19 protein-coding genes are annotated in these 20,909 nt (G+C 63.4%); 17 read left to right on the top strand and 2 right to left on the bottom strand.

Features of this window, described 5'->3' with window-relative positions; genetic code table 11:
• Window positions 1-78: 78 nt before the first annotated feature.
• The 3 genes from EP237_RS14915 to EP237_RS14905 all read left to right on the top strand — a co-directional run bounded on the left by EP237_RS14915 (window position 79) and on the right by EP237_RS14905 (window position 3,220).
• Window positions 79-1,167, top strand: a complete 1,089-nt coding sequence (locus tag EP237_RS14915) for an ABC transporter substrate-binding protein (protein WP_127561692.1) — start codon at window positions 79-81, stop codon at window positions 1,165-1,167.
• Between the two features lie 70 nt (window positions 1,168-1,237).
• Complete coding sequence (locus tag EP237_RS14910) at window positions 1,238-2,002, top strand: ATP-binding cassette domain-containing protein (protein WP_127561691.1); 765 nt, start codon at window positions 1,238-1,240, stop codon at window positions 2,000-2,002.
• Between the two features lie 15 nt (window positions 2,003-2,017).
• The gene (locus EP237_RS14905) at window positions 2,018-3,220 is read left to right on the top strand and encodes a sugar ABC transporter permease (protein WP_127561690.1); all 1,203 of its coding nucleotides are present in this window, start codon (window positions 2,018-2,020) and stop codon (window positions 3,218-3,220) included.
• A 23-nt stretch (window positions 3,221-3,243) separates the two neighbouring features.
• On the opposite strand, the gene EP237_RS14900 is transcribed toward EP237_RS14905, so the two are convergent.
• Window positions 3,244-3,675: a BLUF domain-containing protein gene (locus EP237_RS14900; RefSeq protein ID WP_127561689.1), complete on the bottom strand. Its 432-nt coding sequence runs from the start codon at window positions 3,673-3,675 to the stop codon at window positions 3,244-3,246.
• 441 nt (window positions 3,676-4,116) lie between these two features.
• On the opposite strand from EP237_RS14900, the gene EP237_RS14895 reads away from it, so the two are divergent.
• From EP237_RS14895 to EP237_RS14840, 12 genes are all read left to right on the top strand, one after another.
• Window positions 4,117-4,956 carry an IclR family transcriptional regulator gene (locus EP237_RS14895; RefSeq protein WP_127561688.1) on the top strand — a complete coding sequence of 280 codons (840 nt, stop codon included), beginning with the start codon at window positions 4,117-4,119 and terminating at the stop codon, window positions 4,954-4,956.
• 32 nt (window positions 4,957-4,988) lie between these two features.
• Window positions 4,989-6,152, top strand: a complete 1,164-nt coding sequence (locus tag EP237_RS14890) for a zinc-dependent alcohol dehydrogenase (RefSeq protein WP_127561687.1) — start codon at window positions 4,989-4,991, stop codon at window positions 6,150-6,152.
• A gap of 22 nt (window positions 6,153-6,174) precedes the next feature.
• The gene (locus EP237_RS14885) at window positions 6,175-7,095 is read left to right on the top strand and encodes an FAD binding domain-containing protein (protein ID WP_127561686.1); all 921 of its coding nucleotides are present in this window, start codon (window positions 6,175-6,177) and stop codon (window positions 7,093-7,095) included.
• Complete coding sequence (locus tag EP237_RS14880; RefSeq protein ID WP_127561685.1) at window positions 7,088-8,977, top strand: molybdopterin-dependent oxidoreductase; 1,890 nt, start codon at window positions 7,088-7,090, stop codon at window positions 8,975-8,977. Before EP237_RS14885 ends, EP237_RS14880 begins: the two co-directional genes overlap by 8 nt.
• A complete protein-coding gene (locus EP237_RS14875) occupies window positions 8,974-10,026 on the top strand; it encodes a xanthine dehydrogenase family protein molybdopterin-binding subunit (RefSeq protein ID WP_127561684.1) in 1,053 nt (350 codons plus the stop codon). Before EP237_RS14880 ends, EP237_RS14875 begins: the two co-directional genes overlap by 4 nt.
• Before the next feature lie 65 nt (window positions 10,027-10,091).
• The gene (locus EP237_RS14870) at window positions 10,092-11,057 is read left to right on the top strand and encodes a Bug family tripartite tricarboxylate transporter substrate binding protein (RefSeq protein WP_206052309.1); all 966 of its coding nucleotides are present in this window, start codon (window positions 10,092-10,094) and stop codon (window positions 11,055-11,057) included.
• Between the two features lie 24 nt (window positions 11,058-11,081).
• Window positions 11,082-11,585: a tripartite tricarboxylate transporter TctB family protein gene (locus EP237_RS14865; protein WP_127561683.1), complete on the top strand. Its 504-nt coding sequence runs from the start codon at window positions 11,082-11,084 to the stop codon at window positions 11,583-11,585.
• A gap of 5 nt (window positions 11,586-11,590) precedes the next feature.
• The gene (locus EP237_RS14860) at window positions 11,591-13,102 is read left to right on the top strand and encodes a tripartite tricarboxylate transporter permease (protein WP_127561682.1); all 1,512 of its coding nucleotides are present in this window, start codon (window positions 11,591-11,593) and stop codon (window positions 13,100-13,102) included.
• A complete protein-coding gene (locus EP237_RS14855; RefSeq protein WP_164744718.1) occupies window positions 13,095-14,975 on the top strand; it encodes a thiamine pyrophosphate-dependent enzyme in 1,881 nt (626 codons plus the stop codon). The genes EP237_RS14860 and EP237_RS14855 overlap by 8 nt, the downstream gene beginning before the upstream one ends.
• Before the next feature lie 8 nt (window positions 14,976-14,983).
• A complete protein-coding gene (locus EP237_RS14850; protein ID WP_127561681.1) occupies window positions 14,984-16,435 on the top strand; it encodes an NAD-dependent succinate-semialdehyde dehydrogenase in 1,452 nt (483 codons plus the stop codon).
• Window positions 16,432-18,153, top strand: a complete 1,722-nt coding sequence (locus EP237_RS14845; RefSeq protein WP_127561680.1) for an IlvD/Edd family dehydratase — start codon at window positions 16,432-16,434, stop codon at window positions 18,151-18,153. The genes EP237_RS14850 and EP237_RS14845 overlap by 4 nt, the downstream gene beginning before the upstream one ends.
• A gap of 155 nt (window positions 18,154-18,308) precedes the next feature.
• Window positions 18,309-18,656 (top strand): hypothetical protein, encoded by a 348-nt coding sequence (locus EP237_RS14840; RefSeq protein WP_127561679.1) that lies wholly within the window; start codon window positions 18,309-18,311, stop codon window positions 18,654-18,656.
• On the opposite strand, the gene EP237_RS14835 is transcribed toward EP237_RS14840, so the two are convergent.
• Complete coding sequence (locus EP237_RS14835; protein WP_206052308.1) at window positions 18,643-19,803, bottom strand: acetoin utilization protein AcuC; 1,161 nt, start codon at window positions 19,801-19,803, stop codon at window positions 18,643-18,645. The two genes, EP237_RS14840 and EP237_RS14835, sit on opposite strands and share 14 nt — an antisense overlap.
• Before the next feature lie 168 nt (window positions 19,804-19,971).
• Here EP237_RS14835 and EP237_RS14830 point away from each other — a divergent pair, with 168 nt between their 5' ends.
• Both EP237_RS14830 and EP237_RS14825 read left to right on the top strand, forming a co-directional pair.
• On the top strand, window positions 19,972-20,415 hold the full coding sequence (locus tag EP237_RS14830) for an NUDIX hydrolase (protein WP_240661655.1): 444 nt from the start codon (window positions 19,972-19,974) through the stop codon (window positions 20,413-20,415).
• A 59-nt stretch (window positions 20,416-20,474) separates the two neighbouring features.
• The gene (locus EP237_RS14825) at window positions 20,475-20,909 is read left to right on the top strand and encodes a DUF1178 family protein (RefSeq protein WP_127561676.1); all 435 of its coding nucleotides are present in this window, start codon (window positions 20,475-20,477) and stop codon (window positions 20,907-20,909) included.

Raw genomic sequence — 20,909 nt, 5'->3', positions numbered from 1 at the left:
ATACCGAACTGGAACCGGCCCCGCGTGGCCGGAACCCGCAAGGCCCCGATGGGCCAACGACATCAAGGGAGGACGACAATGACCAGACTGACGAAAATCCTGACCAATAGCAGCGCCGCCGTGGCGCTGACCGTGGCCGGCTTCGCCGCAACACCCGTGCTGGCCGATGGCGAGCAAGTGTTCTTCATGCTGCCCAATTCCACCACCATCCGCTTCGAGCGCCGCGACGCGCCGCTCTTCGTGGCGGCGATGGAAGAACGGATGCCGGGGGCCACGGTCACCGTACAGAACGGCGAGGGCGACCCGGTGCGCCAGCAACGGCTGGTGGAAGACGCCATCGCGCAAGGTGCCGATCTGATCGTCTACACCTCGTCCGACGCCAACCTGTCTGCGGGTGCGCTGCGGGCCGCGGAAGAGGCCGGGGTTCCGGTTCTGCTTTATGAACATGACGCGATCGGCGGCCAGGCCGAGGCGCATGTTCTGTTCAACGCCCGTGCTGTGGGCCAGGCACAGGGCCAGCGCGCGGCGGAACTGATCGAGGCGATGCCGGAAGGCACCATCCGCATTGCCCGCGTGAAGGGCAATCAGGGCGAATACGGTACAACCCAGTATGAGCTAGGCCAGAACGAGTATCTCGATCCGCTGATCGCATCCGGCCGCGTGGAAATCGTCTGCGAGGATTTCACCCCCAACTGGGACCCGGTACAGGCGCAGGCTTTCGCCGAAGACTGCCTGACCCGCACGGGCGGCGGCGTGGACATGTTCCTTGGCATGAATGACGGCACCACCGGCGGCTCGGTCGCCGCGCTGGTCAGCCAGGGTTACGCGCCGGGCGAGATCGTCGTGACCGGTGGTCAGGATGCCACCATCGAGGCGCTTCAGTTCATCGCGCAGGGCTGGCAGGACAACACCGTCTTCAAGGACCTGCGGGTGATGGCCGAGGCCGCTGCCGACATGGCGGTCGCGATCCTGAACGGTGAGGACCTGCCCGCGGAATGGATGAACGGCGAGGTGGACAATGACTACATGATGGTCCCCGCCGCCTTCCTGCCGGTGAACAATGTCACGCTCGACAATATCTCGGACGTGGTCGAGGCCGGTATCTACACCTGGGAGGAAGTCTGCCAGGGCGCGGAAGACTCTCAGTTGTGTCAGGATAATCTCTGACATCAGAGGTTTCTCCCGGTCGTCGGCGGTGCAACATCCGCCGGCGACCTCGCGACATGGAAAGGCAGACATGACACAGCCCATCCTCAGCCTGCGTGGCATCACCAAGCATTTCGGCGGCGTCAAGGCGTTGACCGATGTGTCGCTCGATCTGGAGCCCGGCAAGGTCGTGGCGCTTGTGGGCGATAACGGGGCGGGAAAATCGACGCTGGTCAAGGTGATGTCCGGGGTGCACCGGCCCGATAGCGGCACCTATCTGTTCGAGGGGCGGGAGGTGGCTGCCTCCAACCCGGCCGAAGTGGCCGATATGGGGGTGCAGACGGTCTATCAGGACCTCGCGCTGTGCGACAATCTCGATGCGGTTCAGAACCTCTTTCTGGGGCGGGAGCTGACCGGGCCCTGGTACACGGGCTACCGTGTCAGTCGCGCGGCGGCAGAGAAGCGGGCGAAGGAGGTGCTGAAGCGGCTTAGGCTCGATTCCATCTCGTTGACCCGCAACGTGGGCGCCATGTCGGGCGGGCAGCGCCAGAACATCGCCATCGCCCGGTCGATCCTGTGGGAACCGAAGGTGGTGCTGCTGGATGAACCGACGGCGGCGCTGAGCCATTCGGCGGCGGAACAGGTGGGCGATCTGGTGCGCGAACTGGCCTCGCACGGGCTGGCCGTGCTGGTGATCAGCCATGACATCCATCACTTCGTTCTGGACAACACAGACCGGATCGAGGTGCTGCGGCTGGGGCGCAACGCCGCCAGTTTCAATTCCAAGGACGTGACCGGCGAGCAGGTCGTCAACGCGATGGTGGGCGGCAATGAAGCCGTCAACATGGCCGGCTGAGGCGAGGACAGACGAATGACCGATGCATCCATCCCCCCAACGCCCACGGCGACGCCGACACGGTCGCTGACGGAACGTCTGGGCAATGAGCTTAGCTTCGTGCCGGTGGCCGTTGGCCTGATCGCGCTGTTCCTTTTCTTCGCAACGCAGTCGGATGTGTTCCTGACCAGCCGCAACCTGTCCAACCTGCTGGTGCAGTCCACCGTGACCGGGATCATCGCGCTTGGCCTCGTCTTCGTGCTGCTGACCGGCGAAATCGACCTGTCCGTCGCCGCAACCTCGGGCGTGGCTTCTGTCTTCATGGCCAAGCTGGTGATGGATTTCGGCCTGCCGGTGCCGCTTGCGATCCTTGCGGGCGTTGCGCTGGGCGGGCTTGTCGGTGCGGCCTCGGCAAGGTGGGTGACGCTGATCGGGGTGCCGTCCTTCGTGGTGACGCTTGGTGTGGGGTTGGTGCTGAACGGCATCCAGTTGCTGCTGCTGCCGCGCACGGGCCGCTATAACCTGATGAATTCCGGTGTCGATCAGCTTGCCGCGACCCATGTGACCGGCCCAATGGCCTGGGGGCTGGTGCTGTGCGCCATCGTGCTGTTCGCTCTGGTCATGGGATCGACCTGGCGGTCACGCCAGAGGGCGGGGCTGTCCGCATCGTTCAACGCGGGCGTTCTGCTGCCGGTGGTCATCGTGGCATTGTTTCTTGTCGGGGTGCTGGTCTTTCTGGAAAACCAGCGTGGGCTGCCGATGCCGGTCATCCTGTTTCTCGCGCTGCTTGGGGTCATGTCCTACATCGCCTCCGAGACCCGCTTTGGCACCTATCTCTATGCCATCGGCAACAATGCTGAGGCCGCGCGGCGGGCGGGCATCAAGGTGGACCGGATCAAGATCACCGCCTTTGCCATCGCGGGCTGCATGGCGGCCTTTGGCGGCATCCTGTCGGCCTCGCGCTCGCTTGGCGTATCGGTGTCGTCTGGCGGCGGCGTCGGCGGCGGGGCGCTGCTGCTGGAAAGCATTGCGGCGGCGGTCATTGGCGGGGTGAGCCTGTTCGGCGGGCGCGGCATGGTTGTCGGGGCCCTGTTCGGGGCGTTGATCATCGCAACCGTATCAAATGGGCTGAACCTGATGGGCGTGGCCAATGAGGCGCGGCTGATCGTGACCGGCCTGCTTCTGGTCGTGGCGGTGTCGATCGACCGCGGGATCGAAAGGCTGGCGCGGCCGGGCTGAGGAGGACGGGAAGCAGGCGGCGCTCAGCCCTCGTAGAAGCTGCGCAGCAATTGCAGCCCGTTGGACAGTTCGCCGTCGCTTGCCCGTTGCCAGAAGGCGTCGCTGCCGAGATCGGCGAAACCTTCGACGCCGGTCAGGTCATCGGCGTCGACATTCTTGAAGCCCATGGACCAGTTTGAAAACATCCTGTCGTCAATCGGCCCCTCGTCGATCACCACAACGGTATGGTGCCTTGTATCGTTGGAAATCCGGCCCCAGACATCGTCAATGGCCGCGTCCGGCCCTTCCAGAACCTGAATGAAATTCCCGCGGCGGAAATCCTCGTTGAAGCGATAGACGAGGCATCCGGTGACGCCGTCCTTTTCATTCCGCGCGCGGCTGTGGCGCAGCAATTCGCCAAGATCTTCCTGAGAGAAGGGCCGCTCGGCCTGACTGACATAGGCTATGAATTTCATCTTGAGGTCATCCTCTCTTGTCCGCCCCGACCGATGGGTTCGCCCCGAAGCTTCAGTGTAACGGGCATTTGGTTGCCCATTGGCGAAAGTCCAGAGCAGCTGTCAACAAAACGGAGTTCTGGATTGCGAATTTGATATTGTGAAATTAGTGGCCTGAGATCTGCAATCCGCACCATGGCCAGCCCTTTGGCTCTGCCCCCGATTCGCGGCTTTGCGTGGAGAAGGTTGCGTGCTGTCTTCGCAAATGCAGCAATGGCAGAGGGGCGAGGGGAAGTCTCTAGCCTATTGATCCTTGGTGGTTTTTTCATCTGGGATGATCCGCTGGCGTCCTGGTGTGGTCAAATTAAGTTTCACGATATCAAATTATAGGCAATATAATCAAATTATCTTGCCCTGAGGGGCCCATTTCGAAACCTTAAGGCCAGAGGAGATCGCCAGATCATGAACGAACAGCTTCACACCCAGGACCGGTCGGCAAAGGACCTGCGAGGCGTGCTGCGCAGCCCGCAAAAGCCGGTTCGGACGATCCAGTCGGTCGATCGGGCCCTGACGCTTCTGGAACTGGCAGCTGGCGAGATCGACGGCATCACCTTGTCGGAATTGTCGGATCGGATCGGCCTGAACGCCTCGACCTGCCATCACCTTGTCATGACGCTCGTGGCGCGGGGGTATCTGACCCATATCAGCCGCAGCCGTGGATATGCGCTTGGCCCGCGGGTTCGGGAACTGCTGGAGATGATGGAGCATGACTCCGACCCTGCGGTTCTGCTGCGCGAAGACCTGCGGCGCTTGGGCGAACAGCTTGGCCTTGGCGTTCAGCTTGCCGTGCTCAGCGAGACCTCGCTGCTGACCAAGCTCAGCTTTCCCGGCGCGGCCTCGACCCTGCAGGAGCCCAACGAGGTCGAAAAGATGACCGCGCTGCACGCAACCGCGACGGGCAAGTCCATTCTCGCGTGGATCCCCGATACGGAACTTGTGCGGATCATTTCGACCAATGGGCTGAAATCCTACACGCCCAACACGATCAACAGCCTGTCCGGTCTCGTGGAAGAGCTGCGCAGCGTGCGCCGCTTCAAATACGCCATCGACAACGAGGAACTGCGCGCAGGCGTCGTCTGTATCGGGTCGGCCATCCGCGAGGGTGGCGGCGCGGTCGTGGCGTCCATCTCGACGACGCTGCCCGCCAGCGAGGCGACCGAGGAGCGCAAGGCCCAACTGACCCGCCAGATGATCGAGGCGGCCAACATTTTTTCGAACAAGCTGCGAAACGCGCAACGTTAGCAGCCCCTTTAGCAACCTAAGGAGGACAGGACATGACGCTTCCCGCCAATGTGAAAACCAGCCCGGACTACCCGGTGCCCGAGACGATGAAAGCCTGGGTTCTGGGCGATCCCGGCGAGCTGACGCTTGCGGACAAGCCGGTTCCCGTGCCGGGCAAGGCGGAGGTTCTGGTCCGTATCGACGCGGTTGCGATCTGTGCGACCGACCTGGAGATCATCCATCACGGCCCGCCCGCCCAGATCCATGGTGGCGATCCGTTCAACAAGAACTTCACCCCCGGCCATGAATACATGGGCACCGTCGTGGCGCTTGGACCCGGTGTCGATGAATATGAAATCGGTGAACGTGTGACGGTGGAAATTCACGCCGGCTGCGGCCAGTGCAAGCGCTGCCGTCAGGGCATGTACACCTCCTGCCACAACTACGGCAAGAACTACGGCGACGTGGACAAGGGCCACCGCGCCAATGGCTTCACCACCGATGGCGGCTTTGCCGAATACGCGGTGAACAACATCAACACGCTGGTGCATGTCGATGACAACATGTCCGACGAAGAGGCGACGCTGGTCGTGACGGCTGGCACCGCGATGTATGGCCTGACCGAACTGGGCGGCCTTGTCGCTGGTGAAAGCGTGGTCGTGACCGGCCCCGGTCCCATCGGTCTGATGGGTGCGGCCGTGGCCAAGGCGCTTGGCGCGCAGCCGGTGATCCTGACCGGCACCCGCGACAACCGTCTGGAGATTGGCAAGCAACTTGGTGCCGATCACGTCATCAACGTGCGCAACGAAGACGCGGTCGAGAAGGTCCGCGAACTGACCGGCGGCAAGGGCGTCGACTATGTCGTTGAATGTGCCGGCGCACCCAATGGTGTGAACGAAGCGGCGCTGATGGTGAACCGGGGCGGCAAGATCTGCCTTGCGGCCTTCCCGCATAACAGCCCCGAGGTCGATGTCGCCTATCTGGTGCGCAACAACATCTACCTCTACGGCATCCGCGGCGAGGGCAAGACCGCCACGCATCGGGCCGAGGCCTTCATGCGTCAGAAGCGTTTCGACGCCACGCTGATCCACACCCATACCTTTGAGATGTCCGACCTGAAAGAGGCCCTGCGCTACGCCAAGGACCGGGTCGAGGATGCCATCAAGGTTGTCGTGAAGAACAAGCACGCCGAAGCCGGCAAGGTCGCGGCGGAATAAGGTCGCACGAAGGAGACGAGCCATGCTGATCTGTGAGAGCTACCACGTTCCGAAACGTCTGGAAGAGGCGTTGGCCCTGTGGGCCGATGCGCCCGAGGGCAGCCGGCTCGTCTCCGGCGCCACCGACATCCTGCCCTGGGCCCGCGAGGGCCGGGCAGGGGATGTCGAGATCCCGGCGCTGATCGACGTCACGAAGATCCCGGAACTGAAGGGGTATTCCTGTGACAAGGGACGCATTCGTCTGGGGGCCGCAACCGTCTATCAGGATTTCCTGACCGACCGCACCCTGATGACCAACCTTCCCTGCATGCCTTATTGCGCGATCTGGTTTGCCGACGACCAGATCCGTGAGCAGGCAACCGTCGTCGGCAACCTGGTGAATGCGTCACCGGTTGCCGACGGCACCCCTCCGGTCGTGGCCCTGAATGGCGAGATCGAGCTGACACGGCTGGAGGACGGCGCCGTGAAACGCCGCACTGTCCCCGTCGTCGATTTCATCGAGGGCCCCGGCCGGACCACGATTCAACCCGGCGAGATTGCCACCGCCGTCACCGTGGACAGCGCCTATGGCTATGGCGGGTCGTTCCAGAAGGTGGGTCAGCGCCGGTCGCTTGTGATCTCGGTCGCCTGTTGCGCTGCGCTGGTGCGCGCCGACAGCACCGGCACCATGTTCGAGGATGTCCGGCTGGCTCTTGGCGGGGTCGGACCACGGCCCATCCGCTTGCGCGACGCCGAACGGCGCCTGAAGGGAGAACGCATCACGCAAGAGCTGATCCAGCGGGTGGCGGAAAGCGCCGCCGATTCTGTCGGGTCACGCAGCCGCAAGGAATACCGGCGCGACGTGGTGGTGAATTTCGTGCGCGCCGGGCTGGAAGAGGCGCTCGCCAACCAGCCGGAAATCGGCGCCAAATTCAAGAATTTCGGGGAGACAGAAAATGCCTAAGATCGACCTGACCATGGATGTGAACGGCCGCAAGGTCGTGAAACAGACCGACCCGCATAAACGCCTTCTGGACTTCCTGCGCGAGGACCTGAACCTCACCGGCACCAAGGAAGGCTGCGGCGCGGGCGAATGCGGCACCTGTTCCGTCTTCGTGGATGGCAAGCTGGTGAAATCCTGCCTGATGCCTGCCGCCAAGGCCGATGGCGCGAAGATCGAAACCATCGAGGGGCTGGCGCGGCCCGGCTCGCTCACCCCGGTGCAGCAGGCCTTTCACAAGACCGGGGCCAGCCAGTGCGGCTATTGCATTCCCGGCATGGTGATGGCGGCGACCTCGGCCCTGCGCGAAAACCCCGATGCGGGGATCGAGGAGATCAAGGAACGCCTTGGCGGCAATATCTGCCGATGCACGGGCTACACGAAGATCTTCGAAGCGGTCGAGATTGCCCGTGATGTGATCGCAGGCCGCTTGCCGGAAACCGCGCTGGACGAGGATGCGACGGGAGAGTCCTTCATCGGGGCCAATGTGCGCCGTCTGGATGCGCCGTCGAAGGTCTCGGGCCGCCTGAAATATGCCGCTGACATCAAGATGGTGGACATGCTGCAAATGCAGGTGCTGCGTGCGCCGATGCCCCATGCGCGGATCGTGTCGATCGACACCAGCGAGGCCGAGGCGATGGACGGCGTGGCCTGCGTGATCACGGCTGACGATGTGCCCGGCACCGACGGGTTCGGCGTCTTCGTCCATGACCAGCCGGTGATGGCACGCGGCAAGGTCCGCCACTTCGGCGAGGCCGTCGCTGCGGTCGCCGCCGAAGACCTGGTGACGGCGCGCCGCGCGCTGGCGAAGATCAAGGTGGAATACGAGGAGCTGCCCGGTGTCTATGCGCCCGAGGACGCCCTGAAACCCGGCGCGCCCGTGATCCACGACTATGCGCAGGACAACGTCATCAAGCATATCCCGATCCGCAAGGGCGACCCCGAGAAGGGCTTTGCAGAGGCTGACCTGATCCTTGAGGATGTGTTCACCACTCAACAGGTGGAACATGCCTATCTGGAGCCGGAGGCAGGCATCGCCTATGTCGATCACGACGATGTGGTGACCGTGCTCTCGCCCTCGCAGAACATCACCCATCACCGGCATATGCTGGCCGAAATCCTTGCCCTGCCGATCAACAAGGTGCGCTTCATCATGAGCGCCGTGGGCGGTGGCTTTGGCGGCAAGGAGGACATGATCTATCAGGGCATGCTGGCGCTGGCGGCGATGAAGACGCATCGCCCGGTTCAACTGAACTTCACGCGTGAGGAAAGCATTGTTGCTTCGGCCAAGCGCCACCCGTCCAAGGTGCATTACAAGATGGGTCTGAAATGGTCGGGCGAGATCACCGCGATCGAGTTCGACATGCTCAGCGATGGTGGTGCCTACGGCATGTCCAGCGAAGGCGTGATGCGCAAGGCGGCGATCCTGTCCTGCGGGCCATACGAGGTGAAAAACCTCAAGGTCGATACCAAGGTGGTCTATACCAACAACACCCCATCCGGCGCGTTCCGCACCTTTGGCGGCATGCAGGCGCAATTTGCGACCGAGAGCATGATGGACATGGCCGCCGAGGCGCTGGACATGGACCCGTTCGAGTTGCGCCGCATCAACATGATGCGGATCGGCTCGCGCACCCATACGCAGCAGGAACTGACCACAGCCTCGCTCGACCGGGTTCTGGACGCGGCGGAAGCGGCCTCGCGTTGGGAAGCGGGCGCACCCAAGGTGCGCGGCCCCCGGCGTGGCGACCTCGGCGGGCCTGATACACGTCAACCATGCACGCTTGGTGCCCGGATCGGAGAGCCGACCGTCACCCCCACGAACGACGAAAGGGTTGCATCATGAACCGCAAGATGCGCGGACGCGGAATGGCGTCGAGCTGGTACGGCATTGCCCGGACCGCCACCATCGACCGGGCCGGGGCCTGGGCCGAACTGGATGACGGCGGCACCGCCAAGATCGTCACCGGCGTGACAGAGATCGGCGAGGGCATCCTGACGGTGCTGGCGCAGGTCGCGGCAGAGGAACTGGGCGTGCGCCCCGAAGACGTGACCATCGGGGACAACGATACCTCTCGTTCGCCCGAGGCCGCCCATGCCGGCGCCACGCGCCAGACCTACATGATCGGCAATTCGGTGGCTTTGGCCTCACGCGATGCGCGGGCCAAGCTCTTTGCCGAGATCGCCGATCACTGGGATGTGCCGGTCGACAGCCTGCGCGCCTTCAACGGCGAGCTTTGGGCGCAGGACACCAACCTGCGCATGTCGATGGACGAGGCCGTGAAGACCTGCAAGGGGCGCGGTGTCGTGCCGGTGGGGTCGGCATCGTTCACCGCACATGGCACCGGGCTCGATCCCGTCGATGGCTCCGGCAGCCCATGGCAGGCCTATGTCTTCGGCACCCAGATCGCAGAGGTCGAGGTCGATACCTGGACCGGCGAAGTGCAGGTGCTGGGCGTCTGGGCCGCCCATGATGTGGGCCGGGCGATCAACCCGCGTGGCGTCGAGGGCCAGATCGAAGGCGGCGTGGTGCAGGGCCTCGGCCAGGCGCTGATGGAGGATTACCAGACCGAGAACGGCTATACGACGACCCACGGGTTCGCCAAGTATATCCTGCCCACCTCGCTGGATATTCCGCAGATCAACTGCACCATCGTCGAGGATCCCGATCCGCTGAGCCCGCTTCAGGCCAAGGGTATCGGGGAACCGGCGCTGGTGCCGACCGCGCCTGCGATCATGAATGCGATCTACGACGCCATCGGCGTGCGCATCAAATCGCTGCCCGCAACACCCGAAAAGATCCTCGATGCCCTGCGCAACCATGTGCCGGGTCGGGAACAGATCGCGCAATCCGCGCGGCAGGATCGTGCCGAGGCCCACAGAAGAGGCCTTTGACACGCGAAAGACCGCGTCTCCGGAGGAGGGGGGCGCAGAACATCAACCAACTGGGAGGAAAGACAATGACAAAGATCAAGACATTGCGCAGAGCCACAACCGGCCTGCTGGCCGCCGCAGCGATGAGCTTCGCCGGGACCGCTCAGGCGGAGTTCCCCGACCGGCCGATCGAGATGACAATCCTGTTCGGCGGCACGGCGAATTCCATCGCACAGCTTCTGACCGACCTGATGTCGCAGGAAATGAGCCAGCCAATCGTGCCCGTAAGCCGGACCGGTGGCGGTGGCGCGGTCGGCTATTCCTACGTGGTGAACACGCCTGCGGATGGCTACAACATCGTCTGGAACTCCAATTCCATCAACACCGGCAATCACATGGGCCGGATCGACTTCAACTACGAGGCCTTCACTCCGATTGCTCGGGTTTCGACCGAGATCCCGGCGCTGGCGGTGAATGCGTCGACCGGGTGGGAAGACCTGTCTGACATGGTCGAAGCCGTTCAGGCCTCTGGTGATGTGCTGCGCGTCGGCATTTCCGGTCGCGGGTCGTTCACCCACCTGACCTCTGCGGCGCTCTTCGATGCGCTCGGGATCGGCGAGCAGGTGGCCTATATCGCCTATGGCGACGGGCGCGCCCCGGTGGAACTGCTGGCGGAACGCATCGACGCCGCCATCCAGTGGCCCGGTCAGTTTGCCTCCTATGTCGAGGCCGGTGAGCTGAACGTGCTGGCCGTGACCGGTGACACGCGGGTCAACGTGCTGCCCGATGTCGCCACGGCGATGGAGCAGGGATATGACGTGAATATCTCGATGTGGCGCGGGCTTGCAGCCCCGGCGGGCACCCCCGATGACGTTGTTGCCGCCCTTCAGGCCGCAGCGGAAGCCGCCGTCATGAGCGACACCTTCCAGGAAGCATCCGACAATATCGGCTTTACCCCGGCCTTTCTGCCCGCCGCTGAATTCGGTGCGCTGATCGCTGAGGACGATGCCTTCTATGGCGCGTTGCTGACTGAACTCGGCATGGCCCAGTAAGCCAGAACAGCAGGAGACGTATCAATGACCAACAGTGCAAAAGACGTGGCCCTGAGCCTGAGCCTGCTGGCGCTTTCGGCGGTCTGGACCTGGCTGGTCATTGATACGATCCCGACGGGCTGGGGCCATGGCGACATTGGGCCAAGAGCCTTTCCCATGGTGCTCGGGATCATCCTCGGGGGGCTTTGCATCCTGCTGCTGATCCGAACCTATCTGCTGGGTCGAACCCCGGCAAGCAAGGCAGGCACGGGCGATGTGGATGCCATAGAAGAGGCGTCCTCCGAACGTTGGGGATCCATGATCCTCGTGGCTGTCGAAATCTCTGCCTACGGGTTTCTCTTGCAGAAACTCGGCTTCCTGATCGCCACCCCCATTCTCATCCTATTCGTGCTGGTCATTCATCTGCGCCTGAGATCGTGGAAAACGATCCTCGGCATGACCCTTGGCATGACACTCGGCTGCTGGCTGTTCTTCGAGAAGCTTCTCGGGATCTACCTGGCCAACGGCAGCTGGTTCAACATCGGATAACCGCCATGGACATCTTCCTTCAAGCTCTTGCGTCTGCCATGACGCCCATGGCCATTGCCTCGATCGGTCTTGGGGCATTGATCGGGCTGATCTTTGGCTCGATCCCCGGACTGACCTTTACAGTCGCTTTGGCGCTGGCCTTGCCGATCACCTTCAGCATGGACCCGGTGCCCGCCATCGGCCTGCTGTTGGGCACCTATATCGGCGGCATGACCGGCGGCTCGGTCTCAGCCATTCTTCTGGGCATACCGGGCACGCCTTCTGCCGCCGCCACGGTGCTGGACGGCCACCCGATGACCAAGCAGGGCAATGCCTCCATCGCGCTTGGCACGGCGGTGATTGTCTCGGTCTTCGGCGGTATCTTCAGCCTGATCGTGATGATCGTCTCGGTCGACCTGGTGTCGCGCGTGGCCATCTCTTTCGGTCCGGCAGAGATTTTCGCGCTGGTCCTCTTCGGCCTGTCGACGATCTGCGGCCTGTGCGGCGGATCCCTGATAAAGGGGCTGATCAGCGGCGCGCTTGGCCTGATGATCATGACCGTCGGGCTGGATACAATCGACGGCGTCCAGCGCATGACCTTCGGCAGCGTCAACATGATGCAGGGGGTGAACCTGCTGGTGGCCATGATCGGCCTCTTTGCGGTGCCCTTCATCATCGAGGCCTTCGCGGTCAAGACCTCCATGCCGGAGAAATCCCAGAGGATCAGCCGCGTGAAGGCGGAACTGCCCTCGATTGGCCTGCTTGGTCGCAACCTGTGGCTGATGATCAAATGCTCGATCATGGGCACTGGCATCGGTGCCATTCCTGGCACCGGCGGCGCCATCGCCTCTTTCCTGGCCTATGATCACGCCAAGCGGTTCTCGAAGAAGCCCGAGACCTTCGGCAAGGGCAATATCGAGGGCGTCGTCGCGCCTGAGACCGCCAACAACGCGGTCACGGGCGGCACGCTGATCCCGCTGCTGTCGCTTGGTATTCCCGGAGATCCTGCCACGGCCATCGTGCTGGCGGGTCTGATGATCCACGGTATCACCCCCGGTCCGGCGCTGTTCATGAACCATGCGGGCGAGGTCTACGGCATGTATGTCGCCGTGGTGCTGGCCTATCTGTGGGTGCTCGGCCTGCAACTGGTGGGCATCCGTCTCTTCGTGCATGTGCTGAAGATCCCCCGCGAACTGCTGGCGGTTGGGGTGCTGGTGCTCTGCGCCATAGGGGCCTTCTCGATCCGCAACAGCGTCTTTGACATCTATTCCATGGGAGCGATCGGGGTCGCGGCCTATGTGCTGGTCTCGTTCCGGGTGCCGATCACGCCGATCATCCTCGGCATGGTGCTGGGGCCGACGCTGGAAAACGAGTTCCGCACCGCGATGATGCTGTCCATGGGCGATCCCGAGATCTTCTACAGCTCGCCCACGGTGCTGGTTTTCTTCTCTCTCGCCCTGCTGGTGATCGGTCTTCAGGCCGTGAGCGAGTTCAAGGCCAAGAAACAACCCAAGAACGAGGTCAAAGCCGATGCTTGACGAAACCGAAAAGAACGATCCCGTCGCCCGCGAAATCCGCGCCCGTGCCGCCCGGTTGGCCAAGGCCGATGTGGACATGACCTTTGGTGGGGGGATTGTCGAACTGACGCTGTCAGAGGCGTTGATTGTCGGCCTGCTGAAACAGGGCGTGCGGCAGTACTACGCGATCTTCGGCCATGGCTCGACCGATCTGGGTGAGGTGCTGCGCATCTACCACGAAGAGGGCGTCGTGAATGTCGTCAACTGCCGCAACGAGGTGGAGATGGCCCATGCCGCCACGGCGCATGCCTGGGTAACGGGCAAGACGCCCGCCGTGGTCACATCCATTGGTCCGGGCGGATTGCAGGCGATGGCGGGGTCACTCGCCGCGGCCTCCAATGGCGTCGGCGTTTACCACATCTATGGGGACGAGACGACGCGCGGCGAGGGCTACAACATGCAGCAGGTGCCGAAACCCGAACAGGGGATCTTCGGCAAGATGGGCGCGCTGATGGGGCAATCCTACACGCTGCACACGGCAGGCGCGCTGCGCGAATGTCTGCGCCGGGGCACGGCCTGCGTCCATCACCCCTACAAGGCGGGGCCGTTCTACATCCTGCTGCCGATCAACACCCAGCCCGAGCGGGTGAAGGTCAACACCGGCACCTTGCCGGGGCGCAGCGCACAGCCGCCGCTGATGCCCGCGACCCCGGATGCCTTCGCGGAAGCCGCAGGCATTCTGCGCACGGTCGAAAAGATCACGATCAAGGCCGGGGGCGGCACCCGCAAACATCACGAGGCGCTGCGCGAGTTCGCTATGCGGATCGGTGCGCCGGTGGTGCTGTCGCCCGGATCGACCGGCGTGATGATGGATGCCCATGTGCAGAACATGCATGTGGGCGGCTCCAAGGGCTCGATCAGCGGCAACCAAGCGATGGAACAGGCCGAGGCGGTCGTGATCATCGGCAGCCGCGGCGTCTGTCAGGCCGATTGCTCCGGCGCGGGCTATCCCAATGCCAAGGCCGTCATCAACATCAACGGCGATTTCGACGATCTCGACCACTACGCCAACACCGTGGGCCTGCCCGGCGACATCTCTGCCGTGATCGGCAAGCTGCTGGATTTCCTGGGCGAGGGCACGGGTGCCGAATTGCGCACCGACTGGCTGCGCGAATGCGAGGCCAAGAAAGACGAATGGACTCGCTTCAAGGCGGAACGGATCGGAGCCGCGCCTCTGGCCGATGTGGTTTGGAAAGCCCCTGTTCTTACGCAGCCCGCCGCGATCCACACGGTGTCCTCCTTTGCCAACCGCGTCGGTGCGATCAAGTTCTTCGATGCGGGCGACGTCCAGGCCAATGGCTTTCAGATCGTCGAGGATGACATGCCGGGTCAGACCTTCACGGAAACCGGGGCCAGTTTCATGGGCTTCGCGGGGTCTGCGCTGCTTGGGCTGGCGGGCGAAAAAGATGCGCCCTATGGCATCGCCTTCACCGGAGACGGGTCCTTCATGATGAACCCGCAGATCCTGATTGACGCGGTGGAACACGGGGTTCGCGGGATGATCGCGCTTTTCGACAATCGCCGCATGGCCGCGATTACCGGACTGCAATACGACCAGTATGGGCGCGAGTTCAAAACCAACGACTCCGTCGCGGTGGATTACGCCACGCTGGCCGGGGCCGTTTCCGGGGTTCGCTCTGTCTATGCAGGGACAACAAAAGCCAGCCTCAATGCGGCGCTGGATAACGCTTTCTCCCATGACGGGCTATCGCTGGTCCATATCCCGGTCTACGCGGGGCGCGATCCGATCGCGTCCATGGGGGCCTATGGCTCCTGGAATGTTGGCAACTGGGTGGAAGACGTCCAGTCGGCCTATCTGAACTCCAGAATTTGAGGGACATCATGTATCAGGATCTCGACCTCTACATCCGAGGGGAATGGCGCCCTGCGTCGGATGGCCAGACCAAAGCAGTCACCGACCCGGCGACCGAGGACGCGCTTGGCACCATTGCCATGGCAACCGAGGCCGATGTGAACGCGGCGCTCGATGCGGCGCGCGAGGGTTTCGCCATCTGGAGACGCACCGGAACCTGGGACCGGGCGGCGAAGATCCGGCGCGCGGCGGACCTGATCCGCGAGCGGGCGGATCAGATCGCGACGCTCATGTCGCTGGAAACCGGCAAGCCCAAGGCGGAGGCGCTTGGCGAAACCGGCGCGGCGGCGGACCAGTTCGAGTGGTATTCCGAGGAAACCAAGCGTCTCTACGGCCAGATCATCGAGGCGCGTACCCCCGACAGCCGCATGTCGGTGATCTATCAGCCCGTGGGCGTGGTTGCGGCCTTTTCCGCGTGGAACTTCCCCGCGCTGCTGCCTGCCCGAAAGATCGCGGCGGCTATCGGGGCGGGCTGTTCGATCATCATCAAGCCCGCAGGTGAAACGCCTGCCTCTTGTGCCGCGCTGGTGCAGGCCTGCCATGATGCGGGCATTCCGCCGGGCGTTGTGAATTTCGTGACCGGCAATTCCGGTGCCATTGCGGAGCAGTTGATCCGCTCGCCTATCGTCAAGAAGGTCTCGGTCACCGGGTCGGTGCCTGTCGGCAAGCAGATCCTCGCGCTGGCAGCCGAGGGCGTGAAGAAAGTCTCGATGGAACTTGGCGGGCATGGCCCCGTCGTGGTCTTCAAGGATTTCGACCCGGTCAAGGCCGCCGAGGTTTGCGCGCCCACCAAGTTCCGCAATTGCGGGCAGGTCTGCATTTCGCCGACCCGCTTCTACGTGCACGAATCCCGCTATGACGAGTTCGCGGGCCGTTTCGCAGAAATCGCCAAGGGGCTGAAGATCGGCACCGGGCTGGAAGAGGGCGTTCAGGTGGGCCCGATGGCCAATCGACGTGGGGTGGAGACGATCCGTGCCATGACCGAGGATGCCGTCAGCAAGGGTGCCGATCTGCTGGCCGGTGGTCGGGTTCCCGACGGGCGCAACCAGGGCTATTTCTTCGAGCCCACGGTTCTGGGCCGGGTGCCGGACAATGCCATGGTCATGACCGAGGAACCCTTCGGCCCCATCGCGCCGATCACCACCTTCACCGACTACGACGAGGTGATGGAGCGGGCCAATGCGCTGCCCTTCGGGCTGGCGGGCTATGTGTTTTCCAACGACCTCGGCCTTGCCACGCGCGCCTCTGAGGATCTCGAACTCGGCATGGTCGGCGTAAACGAAATGCTGCTGGCCACCGCCGAGGCGCCATTTGGCGGCATTAAGGAAAGCGGCATGGGGCGCGAGGGCGGGTCGCTTGGCGTCCATGACTACTTGAACCCCAAATACATCAAGACCAAGCTGCCGGAGTTGGGCGCATGAGCGACGACAAGGATCAGGGCCTGGCCCGCGGGCTGACGAATTACGGCGACCGGGATTTTTCGGTCTACCTGCGCAATTCCTTTGCGTCCTCCATGGGCTATTCCAAGGAAGTGCTGAAGAAGCCCATCGTCGGCATCGCCAACAGCTTTTCCGGCTTCAACAACTGCCACCGCCACTTTCCCGAACTGATCGACGCGGTGAAGCGCGGTGTTCTGCTTGGCGGCGGGCTGCCCATTGAATTTCCGACGATCTCTCTGGGCGAGGTGTTCCTGAACCCCACCAGCCTGAAATTCCGCAACCTTATGTCGATGGACACGGAAGAGATGGTCCGCGCCCAACCGATGGATGCGGTGGTGCTGGTCGGTGGCTGCGACAAGACGGTGCCCGCGCAGCTGATGGGCGCGGCCTCTGCCGATCTGCCTGCCGTGCAACTGGTGGCGGGGCCGATGATGACCTCGCGTTATCAGGAGGAGCGGCTTGGCGCCTGCACCGATTGCCGCCGTTTCTGGGGTAAATTCCGCGCGGGCGAGATCGACAAGACCCAGATCGGCGATATCGAGGGGCGGCTGGCCACAACGGCAGGCACTTGCGCGGTGATGGGCACGGCGTCGACCATGGCCTGCATCTCGGAAACGCTTGGCATGTCGTTGCCCGGCACGGCGGCGATCCCTGCGGTTCATGCCGACCGGCTGCGCGCGGGTGAAGCCTCTGGCCTTGCGGCGGCGCGGATGATCCATAGCCCGATCCGTCCGAGCCAGGTGATCACCAAAAAATCCGTCGAAAACGCGCTTCGGATGCTGTTGGCCATTGGCGGGTCCACCAACGCGATCATCCACCTGACGGCGGTTGCCGGGCGGCTTGGCATCAAGATCTCGCTTGAACGGCTCAATGAGCTGTCCGACACGACCCCGGTTCTTGTTAACCTGAAACCTGTGGGCCAGCATTACATGGAGGATTTCTTCTTCGCAGGTGGGGCGGGCGCGGTTCTGCGGGAACTCAAGCCGCTGCTGCATCTCGACACGCTGACGGTCGCGGGAACGACGCTTGGGGACCGGCTGGAACAGGACCCCGGCTATGTCGATCACCGGATCATCTCGAAGGCCGAGGCCCCGCTGGAACCGCAGGGCGGGCTGGTCGCGCTGTTTGGCAATCTTGCCCCGCGTGGCGCAATCCTGAAACGCTCCGCCGCCGATCCGACGCTGTTCGAGAAGGAAGGCCGCGCGGTGGTCTTCACCTCGCTGGAGGATCTGGCGAACCGCGTGGATGACCCTGATCTCGACATCACCAAGGATGATTTCATGGTGTTGCAGAACGCGGGTCCCAAAAGCGCCTCCGGCATGCCCGAGGCGGGCTATCTGCCGATCCCGAAGAAGCTCAGTTCAACGGGCGTCAAGGACATGGTCCGCATCTCGGACGCGCGCATGTCGGGCACGGCGTTTGGCACCATCGTGCTGCATGTGGCGCCCGAGGCGTCGGTGGGTGGGCCGCTGGCGCTGGTCAGGAACGGCGACCGGATCCGGCTGTCGGTGGCCAACAAATCCATCGAATTGCTGGTCGACGAAGACGAGCTTGCCCGCCGTCGCGCTGAATGGCAGCCGGTGAACGTCCCGCCAGAGGCGCGGCGCGGCTATGACAGGCTCTATGCGGAAACCGTGCTTCAGGCCGATGCGGGGTGCGATTTCGACTTCCTGCAACCGCTGGACGAGACAGGCGGCTGAGCGCCTGAAGCTCATTGCGAAACGTACCCCAAGGCGGTGATCCTTGGGGGCGTTCTTTCCGGGGGCCAAGGATGGGGGATTTCCCCCATGCCTTCTGCTTTCAGGTCGGGCTAGGGTCGGAGCAGACACAATGATTGACCCCGGAGCCCCTTATCATGACCCGCCTTCTTGCCGCTGCCCTGACCGCCTTGACCCTTTCCACTGCCGCCGCCCATGCCGAATGCAGGGTGATAGAATTCGCCCCCGGCACGAATTCCACGCAGGTTCAGGCGACGTCCTATCACGCTCTGACCGAGTGTTTCTTCCTCCGCGTGCGGCCCGGTCAGGTCGCGCATGTGCGCATCATCGGCGGCACGGACACCACCTTTGACACGCCCGAAACCGGCCCCGATCAGATCGACACGTCCTTCCTGCTGCATTCCGACTGGCTGGAAGTCTACATCAGCAAGGGATCTGCGTACCCGGACCGGGAAAACGTGATCGTGGCGTTCACCATCGACTGAGCCGCGCGGTCAGGTGCCCCAGATCGTGGCGGAGCTGGTCTTGGATCGGCCCGTCACGAGGGGCGTCGCGCAGGGTGGTGAACCAGTGCTCCGGCGGGTTCTTCCCGCGCCGGGCCTTGTCCCATTGCAGCGCGCGCAGAACCGTCTCGGCCTCTGGCGGCAGGCGGTCGGGGATCTCAAGGCCGTTCAGGGTGGCCCAGACCCCGGTCCAGAGCCTGCCGACGGACCACGGGTTGTAGCCACCCCCGCCCAGAACCAGCAAGCGCGGGGCGTTCAGGTCCATGATTGCCCGGACCACGGCCCAATGGGCGTTGTTCGAAAGAGTCAGGCGCGACAACGGATCTTCCTCGACCGCGTCCGCGCCGCATTGCAGGACGATGGCGTCAGGGCGGAAGGCGTGCAGCGCGGGCAGGATCAGGCTGTCGCGGATCAGCGCCATTTCGCTGTCATTCAACCCGCGCGGCACCGGCAGGTTGAAGCAGTTGCCACCGCCGTCGTCAGAGAGTGCACCGGTGAAGGGCCAGCGGCGGTCCTCGTGCACCGAGATCAGCAGCGTGTCGGGATCGCCCGCAAAGCCATGTTCGACCCCGTCGCAATGATGGGCGTCGATATCGACATAGGCGATGCGTTGCGCGCCGGCGCGTCGCAGGGACAGCATCGCAAGAACCGGGTCGTTGAGATAGCAGAACCCGTTTGCCCGGTCGGGCAGGGCGTGGTGGGTGCCGCCGCCGGGATGGTAGATGACACCGCCACCGGCCAGCAGCTCGCCTGCCAGCAGGGATGCCCCGGCAGCGGTGGCGGGGCGGCGGAACATCTCGCCATAGATCGGGTTCGACACCGTGCCGATCCCATGGCGCTCGCGGGTCTCTGGGCTGACCTCTTGCCGTGCCTCGGCCTCTTGCAGGGCAGAGAGATAGTCGGGTGTGTGCCAGATCGTCAGCGCGGCAGGCTTGGCGCGGGGGCTGTTGCGGTACCGGTCGGGCGGCAGCCAGCCCATGGCGCGCGACAGGTCCATGACGGTCGATACGCGCGGCACCCGCAGGGGATGATGCGCACCATAGGAGGAATGCCGGTAGATCTCGGAGCCGAAGAACAGCGGCCAGCTTTCCCCGCCGGACGGACCTTGTGGGGGATCGGTATCGGTCATGCGTGATTTTCTGGCCATTGTCCGGAAAGACTTCGCGCCCAAAGGCCGCATTTCAACCCCTTCTGTTTGCGATCCTGGAATTTCCGCTTAAATTGGCAGGTGAGCAGGATCGTCACAACAAGAGGCACCCAATCGCAGATGGGAAGCTTTCGGACATATCAAGCGCCCATGCGCCTGGACGGCGCGGGGAAGCGCGAACCGCGAATGCAGTTCGCCGCGCTGCCGTTTCGCCGCCGCAAGTCCGAGGTCGAGGTGCTTCTGATGACCAGCCGCGATACCGGGCGTTGGATCATTCCGAAGGGCTGGCCGATGGATGGCAAGACCCCGGCCGAGGCAGCCGCGCAGGAAGCGTGGGAGGAAGGTGGGTTGCGCGGGGTGATCAGCGAAACCTGCGCGGGCTTCTATTCCTATACCAAGACGCTGCCAGACGATGGCCGCACCCCCTGCATCGTTGCGGTGTTTCCGTTGGAAGTACGCAAGCTGGAGCGTGAATTCCCCGAGGAGGGCACCCGAAAGCTGAAATGGTTCTCGCAGCGCAAGGCCGCGGCCCGCGTCGATGAACCGGAACTGAAGAAAATCATTCGCAATTTCACCCCGGGAAAGTACTTGTGACGCCCGTGTGATGCAGCGGGGCTTGATTCTGCACCCGCGAAGATTACTGTTCTTCAATCATGATCCGATACACGCTCAAATGCGCCGATGGCCACAGCTTTGACAGCTGGTTCAAATCCGCCGAAGCCTTCGAGGCGCTCGAAGGGCGCGGGATGCTGTCTTGTTCGGTCTGTGGCGGTGGCGGTGTTCAAAAGGCCATGATGGCGCCGGGCGTGGCGAAATCCGCCCCGCAGCGCGAGGGCACGCCGCCGGTCAAGCTGTCTCAGCCGGACAACCCGATGGAAGAGGCTCTCAAGGCATTGCGCAAACATGTGGAGGAGAACTCCACCTATGTTGGCGGCAATTTCGCCAGCGAGGCGCGCAAGATCCATCTGGGCGAGGCGCCCGACCGCTTGATCCATGGCGAGGCCAAGCCGGAAGAGGCCAAGGCGCTGATCGAGGATGGCATTCCCGTCGCGCCCTTGCCGATCATCCCCAAGAGCCGGAGCACCTGA

Source organism: Nioella ostreopsis (genome assembly GCF_004000255.1).
GTDB lineage: Bacteria > Pseudomonadota > Alphaproteobacteria > Rhodobacterales > Rhodobacteraceae > Nioella > Nioella ostreopsis.
The sequence above is the reverse complement of the archived record's forward strand: the minus strand, read 5'-3'. Positions and strand labels throughout refer to the sequence as shown.

Bases quoted from the DNA above. Each gene is read 5' to 3' on its own strand.
- EP237_RS14915 (WP_127561692.1), top strand. From the start codon at position 79: ATGACCAGACTGACGAAAATCCTGACCAATAGCAGCGCCGCCGTGGCG.
- EP237_RS14910 (WP_127561691.1), top strand. From the start codon at position 1,238: ATGACACAGCCCATCCTCAGCCTGCGTGGCATCACCAAGCATTTCGGC.
- EP237_RS14905 (WP_127561690.1), top strand. From the start codon at position 2,018: ATGACCGATGCATCCATCCCCCCAACGCCCACGGCGACGCCGACACGG.
- EP237_RS14900 (WP_127561689.1), bottom strand. From the start codon at position 3,675: ATGAAATTCATAGCCTATGTCAGTCAGGCCGAGCGGCCCTTCTCTCAG.
- EP237_RS14895 (WP_127561688.1), top strand. From the start codon at position 4,117: ATGAACGAACAGCTTCACACCCAGGACCGGTCGGCAAAGGACCTGCGA.
- EP237_RS14890 (WP_127561687.1), top strand. From the start codon at position 4,989: ATGACGCTTCCCGCCAATGTGAAAACCAGCCCGGACTACCCGGTGCCC.
- EP237_RS14885 (WP_127561686.1), top strand. From the start codon at position 6,175: ATGCTGATCTGTGAGAGCTACCACGTTCCGAAACGTCTGGAAGAGGCG.
- EP237_RS14880 (WP_127561685.1), top strand. From the start codon at position 7,088: ATGCCTAAGATCGACCTGACCATGGATGTGAACGGCCGCAAGGTCGTG.
- EP237_RS14875 (WP_127561684.1), top strand. From the start codon at position 8,974: ATGAACCGCAAGATGCGCGGACGCGGAATGGCGTCGAGCTGGTACGGC.
- EP237_RS14870 (WP_206052309.1), top strand. From the start codon at position 10,092: ATGACAAAGATCAAGACATTGCGCAGAGCCACAACCGGCCTGCTGGCC.
- EP237_RS14865 (WP_127561683.1), top strand. From the start codon at position 11,082: ATGACCAACAGTGCAAAAGACGTGGCCCTGAGCCTGAGCCTGCTGGCG.
- EP237_RS14860 (WP_127561682.1), top strand. From the start codon at position 11,591: ATGGACATCTTCCTTCAAGCTCTTGCGTCTGCCATGACGCCCATGGCC.
- EP237_RS14855 (WP_164744718.1), top strand. From the start codon at position 13,095: ATGCTTGACGAAACCGAAAAGAACGATCCCGTCGCCCGCGAAATCCGC.
- EP237_RS14850 (WP_127561681.1), top strand. From the start codon at position 14,984: ATGTATCAGGATCTCGACCTCTACATCCGAGGGGAATGGCGCCCTGCG.
- EP237_RS14845 (WP_127561680.1), top strand. From the start codon at position 16,432: ATGAGCGACGACAAGGATCAGGGCCTGGCCCGCGGGCTGACGAATTAC.
- EP237_RS14840 (WP_127561679.1), top strand. From the start codon at position 18,309: ATGACCCGCCTTCTTGCCGCTGCCCTGACCGCCTTGACCCTTTCCACT.
- EP237_RS14835 (WP_206052308.1), bottom strand. From the start codon at position 19,803: ATGACCGATACCGATCCCCCACAAGGTCCGTCCGGCGGGGAAAGCTGG.
- EP237_RS14830 (WP_240661655.1), top strand. From the start codon at position 19,972: ATGCGCCTGGACGGCGCGGGGAAGCGCGAACCGCGAATGCAGTTCGCC.
- EP237_RS14825 (WP_127561676.1), top strand. From the start codon at position 20,475: ATGATCCGATACACGCTCAAATGCGCCGATGGCCACAGCTTTGACAGC.